The organism is Kineococcus sp. NPDC059986 (assembly GCF_040702905.1).
GTDB lineage: Bacteria > Actinomycetota > Actinomycetes > Actinomycetales > Kineococcaceae > Kineococcus.
The window spans coordinates 1-5,893 of record NZ_JBFBND010000067.1 but is presented as its reverse complement, the minus strand read 5'-3'; the positions used below and the strand labels follow the sequence as shown (position 1 = coordinate 5,893).

The window sequence follows — 5,893 nt, the reverse complement described above, 5'->3', positions numbered from 1 at the left end:
ATGCTGGACTCCGTGGTGCACGAGGTGGACGCGGTCCGTTTCCTGACGGGGGAGGAGGTCGTGGCGATCCGTGTCATCGCGCCGCGGTCGACGTCCTCGGCGCCGCAGGGTCTGCTGGACCCGCAGTTCGTGATCATGGAGACGGAGTCCGGTGTCCTGGTGGACGTGGAGATCTTCGTGAACACGACGTTCGGGTACGAGGTCCGCACCGAGCTGGTGGCCGAGAGGGGGCAGGCCCGGATCGGGCTGCCCGAGGGCATGGCGGGGGGCATGGTGACCCAGTCGGGTCGCGGCTGGGGCGGTGCGATCCCGAAGGACTTCAAGGAGCGTTTCGGCGCCGCCTACGACACCGAGTTCCAGCGGTGGGTCGACGCGGTCCGCGCCGGGACGAACGTGGACGGCCCGGGTGTGTGGGACGGGTACGCCGCGGCCGCCGTCTGCGCCGCCGGGGTCCAGTCCCTGCGGACCGGGGAGCGGGTCGTCGTCGACCTCGGCCCCCGCCCCTGAACACCACTCACCGACTGAACTCCACCACTCCCTGCTCGCACCGGCACGCGCCCGGTCGCGAGTGCGCCACCCCACGGATGCACCGCCCGGCCCGACCGTCGGCGCAGGTGTGCAACACCCGATCGGTCGGACTGACAACCGGTCCGCAGAGTGCGGACGGAACCTGTCGAAGAGGATGGGAACAACCAGATGAACAAGTCTCGTGCAGGACTTCGGACCGTGGCGATGCTGGCGGTGGCGGCGTTCGGCCTCGCGGCCTGCAGCAGCACCGGCGGTGCGGCCGACAACAGCAACGACGGTTCCGGAGGCGGTCAGGCGGCCAGCACACCCAAGTTCAAGGTCGCGATGATCACCCACGGATCGGCGGGTGACACGTTCTTCGACATCGTCCGCAAGGGCGCCGACGCGGCGGCCAAGAAGGACAACATCGAGTACCAGTACTCGAACAACGACAACGCGACCCAGCAGGCGACGCTCATCCAGAACGCCGTCGACGCCAAGGTCGACGCCATCGCGGTGTCGATGCCCAACGCGTCGGCGCTGGCCCCGGCCATCAAGAACGCCGAGGACGCAGGCATCCCGGTCGTCGGGTTCAACACGGGCAAGAACGACTGGAAGGACCTCGGCCTCATCGGGTACTTCGGTCAGGACGAGACCGTCGCCGGGACGGCCGCCGGTCAGCGCCTCGTCTCCGAGGGCGCAAAGAAGGTCCTCTGCGTCATCCAGACCCAGGGCCAGAGCGCGTTGGAGGAGCGGTGCAAGGCGGTGACCTCCGGTGTCGGCGCCAACGGCTCGGTCGAGACCATCTACGTCAACGGCACGGACGCCCCGTCCGTCCAGTCGACCATCACCGCGAAGCTGCAGCAGGACCCCTCGATCGACCACGTCATCACGCTCGGGGCGCCGATCGCGCTCATCGCGACGCAGTCGCTGGCCGAGGCGGGCAGCAAGGCCAAGCTCGCGACGTTCGACACCAACGCGGAACTGGTGGACGCCATCAAGACCAAGAAGGTCGAGTGGTCCGTCGACCAGCAGCCCTACCTCCAGGGCTACGAGGCCATCGACTCGCTGTGGCTGTACCTGAACAACGGCAACACCATCGGAGGTGGGCAGCCCACCCTGACCGGTCCGGCGTTCATCGACTCGACCAACATCGACGCGATCGCCACGTACGCCAAGGCGGGCAACCGCTGACCGACCGCGACCGCGAGACCCCGGTGGGCATCCGCCCGCCGGGGTCTCGTCGTCCACGGGCGCCTCCGGCGCCGCCGAACTGGTCGACGCCGACCGGGAACCCCGACTCCCGCAGTTCTGAACGGCCGACCGGGGTTCAGGTCGGGGGTGATTTCGACGATGAAAGGGGAGCGGGAGTCGTGCTCGTCCACCACGGAGGTGGTCCCGGGCACCACAGGCTCGATCGCCTCTCCGGGGGCGGCTCGGTGCGACGCCACGCCCCCACCGATGAGGAGCCAGACGATGACGTTGATCCGTGACATGACGGTTGGCCGGAAGCTGACCAGTGTCGGAGTGATGGTCCTGGTCATGACCGGCGGGCTGACCGCGATGTCGGTCAGCGTCGCCCACGACCTGTCCGCCGGGCAGCAGGAGATGTACGCGCACAACGTCACGTCGGCGGTCTCACTGGGCCGGGTGCGGGCCTCCTTCAACTCCTCGGCCAAGGACAACACCGACATGCTCATCACCCAGGAGCCGGAGGTGAAGACGGCGGAGGTGCGGGACAAGAACCGCGCCGGGCACGACGCCGAGGTCGACGCGGCCTGGAAGGACTACCTCTCCTCCTCCCCGAGCAGCACCCAGGCCCAGCGGGACAGCTTCCAGGCGAACCTGCTGACCTACCGGAAGGCCCGTGTCGACGACCTCGATCCCGAGGCCATCACGGGGGACAACGCCGCGTGGGTCGCGGCCTACCGGGCGTCCCCCGCGCTGAAGGCGTTCGCGGACATCAACACCACCCTGGACGACATGCAGTCGGCTGAGTCGAGGGCTGCGGCGGCGGCCGCCGACGACGGTCAGGCGGCCTACCACCGATCGGTCGTCGAACTGTTGTCGGTAGCCGCTCTCGGCCTGGCTCTGGTCTCGGCGCTGTTCGTCCTCATCGCACGGTCGGTGGTGCGACCCCTCACACGCACCGTCGCCGTCGTCGAGGGCCTGGCCGAGGGGCGTCTGGACCAGCGCGTCGACTACGACAGCGGAGATGAGCTGGGGGCCCTGTCGCGGGCGCTGGACACGTCCACGTCGTCGCTGGCGCAGGTCATGCAGCAGCTGTCGGGGCACGCGGGGAACCTCGCGACGTCCTCCCAGGAGCTCACGTCGGTGGCCGGCACCCTGTCCGCCGGAGCGGCCGAGTCCGCGGCTCAGTCGCAGGTCGTCTCCGCGGCGACCGAGGAGATCAGCGCGAACATCGGGACGGTGGCAGCGGCAGGGGAGGAGATGACCTCGGCGATCCGCGAGATCGCGACGTCCACGGCACAGGCGTCCGAGACGGCGGCGACCGCCGTGGCGGCGGCGCAAGGGGCGGGGGAGACCATCGCCCGGCTCAGCACGTCGAGCCGCGAGATCGGCGACGTGGTCAAGCTCATCACCTCGATCGCCGAGCAGACGAACCTGCTGGCCCTCAACGCGACCATCGAGGCGGCCCGAGCCGGCGACGCCGGCAAGGGTTTCGCCGTGGTGGCCGGTGAGGTGAAGGAGCTGGCGCAGCAGACGGCGCGAGCGACCGAGGAGATCGTCGCGAAGGTGAACGCGACGCAGGCCGATGCCGGAGCGGCGACCAGCGTGATCGCGCAGATCGCCGACGTGATCGCGCAGATCGACGGGTTGCAGGCGACGATCGCCGCGGCGGTGGAGGAGCAGTCGGCCACGACGAGCGAGATGGTCCGCAACGTCACGGAGGTCTCCACGGGCTCGCGGGAGATCGCCGCGAACATCTCGGGCATCGCCTCCGGTGCGCAGGAGACCACGCGCAGCGCGTCGACGACAGCGGCCACCGCGGCGAACGTGTCACGCGCCTCGCAGGACCTGCAGGCCCTCGTCGGGCGGTTCCGGTTCTGACGGCGGCGTCGGCCGCCCGGAGTCGACCCGGTCGTCTCCCGTCCAGAGGGCAGAGGTCACGGGAGGGCGCGGAGCAGCGGAGTCGTCGACCTCCGGGTGCTGGAGGAGGTCGCGGTCGCACGAGACCGGATCCGGGTCCGGCACGTCCGGCGGTCGGTGGGTTGCGACAGGTCAGGCGACGGAGAACCCGCCGTCGACCTTGAGGTCGACGCCGTTGACCATCGCCGAGGCGTCGGAGGCGAGGTAGACGACGGCGCTGCTGACGTCGGAGGGCTGAGCGAAGTGGCCCAGCGGGATCCGCGCGACCATCGGGGCCGCCTTCGTCTCCTCACCCCACACCCGCTGCCCCATCTCGGTCATGACGACCGTGGGGCTGACGGAGTTCGCGCGGACACCGGACGGACCCAGTTCCAGGGCCAGCACCTTCGTCGCCATGAGCAGACCGGCCTTGCTGGCCGAGTAGGAGAAGTGCTCGGCCAGAGCCAGGGACCCGGCGACGGACGACACGTTGACGATGCTCCCGCGGCCCGCGTCCGCCATGGCGCGGCCCACCCGGGAGCCCAGCAGCGCGGGCGCCCGCAGGTTCACCGCCAGGACGCGGTCCCACGTCGCCGCGTCGACGTCGACCACGCGTTGCGGCACGGAGATCCCCGCGTTGTTGACGAGGACGTCCAGCCCGCCGAACGCGGCGAGGGCGGCGACGGCGAGGGCCTCGGTGTCGTCGGCGTCGGAGAGGTCGGCCGGGACCACCTCGACGCGGATCCCGTGCTCCCCGACGAGGGTCTGCGCGAGCGCCTCGAGCGCGTCGCGGCTGCGCGCGCTGAGGACCAGGTCGCAGCCCGCGGCGGCGAGCGTCCGCACGACGTCGGTGCCGAGGCCCTGCGTGGCGCCGGTGACGAGGGCTCGCCGGCCGGTGAGGTCGAACGGGGAAGTCACTGGCCCTCCAGGGGGTCGGGTGTGGTCGTCAGCAGGGCCGACGCCGTGGCCGGGTCGGTGACGAGGTGGGTGAAGTGCCCGCCACGGGCGCCGGCGACGATGCTCGGCACCTTCAGCGCGCCGTACGCGACGGCGATCCGGACCGGAACCCTCGCGAGGACGTCGAGCGGGATGGCGATGAGGCGGTCCGCCCCCTCGTAGGTGATCTCGGCGCCGGAGGCGTCGTAGAACCGGGACGCGACGTCGCCGACGGCACCCGCGAGCGGAGCCTCGCCCGTCGGCACGAACCCCGGCAGGGACGCGCGGCGCAGGGGCGGCGCGCCGACGCCCATGAGGGCGCACCGCGCGTCGGCCCACAACCCGGTGAACCGGCGGAACTCGGGGTCCTCGACGAGGCTGCGCCGCAGCCTCCTCCCCGGGAAGGCGGGAGCGTGCAGGAACCGGGGAGTCCCACCCACCGCCGCCGCGACCCGCCGGGTGATCTCGTTGGTCTGGTACCAGGGTTCGGGCTCGTCCTGGCCGCCGACCATGGGCACCACGACGACCCCGGTTAGGGAAGGCAGTTCCCGCTCGGCGATCTCGTGCAGCGTCCGGCCCGAGGAGACCAGCAGGACGTCTCCGGCGGAGAGGCCGAGTCCGGCGAGGACCGCGGAGACCGTGGGCGAGACGGCCTCGACGACGTGCGCCTCGGACGTCGGCGGGCAGAGCCGGACCTCGCGCAGGCCGAGGGCGACGCGGACCTTCTCCGCCAGGTCGCCGGGGTCCTGCTCCGGCAGCGGCAGGACCTCGATGCGCACGAGCCCCCGGTCGCGGGCCTCGCGCAGGAGCCGGCTGACCGTCGCCCGGGACGTCCCGATGCGCTCGGCGATCTCGGCCTGGGTCGCCTCCTGGAGGTAGTAGAGCGTCGCGGCCGTGTGGGCCAGTGCCAGGGGGAACCGCTCGGTGTGGGCCACCGGCACCCCTCCCGTCCGTGCGCTCGTGGGCCGGTCGGCTCCGTCGCCGGGCCGGTCACCAGATCGTTGCACGCATGTGCTGGACAAGTGTGCCGTACTGGTCCTAGCGTTCGGAAGACCACGGAGGAACCCGGTGAGAACCGGCCCCCGTGGGGCTCGCACCACGACGACCCACCGACGAGTTGTCCGACAGCCGACCTCACACTTCCGCTCCCGGTCCACCCGGAGCGTGCTGCGAAGGAGCAGTTCATGGCAGACACGATGAAGGCGGTGATCGTGCACGGACCGCACGACTACCGCTTGGAAGAGGTCCCCGTCCCCGTCGCCGGGCCCGGTGAGGCGTTGCTGAAGGTCGAGGCGGTGGGGATCTGCGCCAGTGACCTGAAGTGCTACCACGGGGCGGCGAAGTTCTGGGGGGACGAGAA

5 protein-coding genes and 1 pseudogene are annotated in these 5,893 nt (G+C 71.1%); 4 read left to right on the top strand and 2 right to left on the bottom strand.

Features of this window, described 5'->3' with window-relative positions:
* From AB0637_RS24700 to AB0637_RS24690, 3 genes are all read left to right on the top strand, one after another.
* Nucleotides 1–507 (top strand): Gfo/Idh/MocA family oxidoreductase (locus tag AB0637_RS24700; RefSeq protein WP_366175432.1); only part of this gene is annotated, 507 nt, incomplete at its 5' end.
* A gap of 225 nt (nucleotides 508–732) precedes the next feature.
* Entirely contained in the window at nucleotides 733–1,701 is a 969-nt protein-coding gene (locus tag AB0637_RS24695) for a substrate-binding domain-containing protein (protein WP_366175433.1), read from the top strand.
* A 159-nt stretch (nucleotides 1,702–1,860) separates the two neighbouring features.
* Nucleotides 1,861–3,579, top strand: a complete 1,719-nt coding sequence (locus tag AB0637_RS24690; RefSeq protein ID WP_366175431.1) for a methyl-accepting chemotaxis protein — start codon at nucleotides 1,861–1,863, stop codon at nucleotides 3,577–3,579.
* Nucleotides 3,580–3,750: 171 nt separating this feature from the next.
* On the opposite strand, the gene AB0637_RS24685 is transcribed toward AB0637_RS24690, so the two are convergent.
* Entirely contained in the window at nucleotides 3,751–4,515 is a 765-nt protein-coding gene (locus AB0637_RS24685) for a glucose 1-dehydrogenase (protein WP_366175429.1), read from the bottom strand.
* A complete protein-coding gene (locus tag AB0637_RS24680; RefSeq protein ID WP_366175428.1) occupies nucleotides 4,512–5,468 on the bottom strand; it encodes a sugar-binding domain-containing protein in 957 nt (318 codons plus the stop codon). The genes AB0637_RS24685 and AB0637_RS24680 overlap by 4 nt, the downstream gene beginning before the upstream one ends.
* 249 nt (nucleotides 5,469–5,717) lie before the next feature.
* On the opposite strand from AB0637_RS24680, the pseudogene AB0637_RS24675 reads away from it, so the two are divergent.
* Nucleotides 5,718–5,893: pseudogene (locus AB0637_RS24675) on the top strand (erythritol/L-threitol dehydrogenase); the annotation flags it as partial.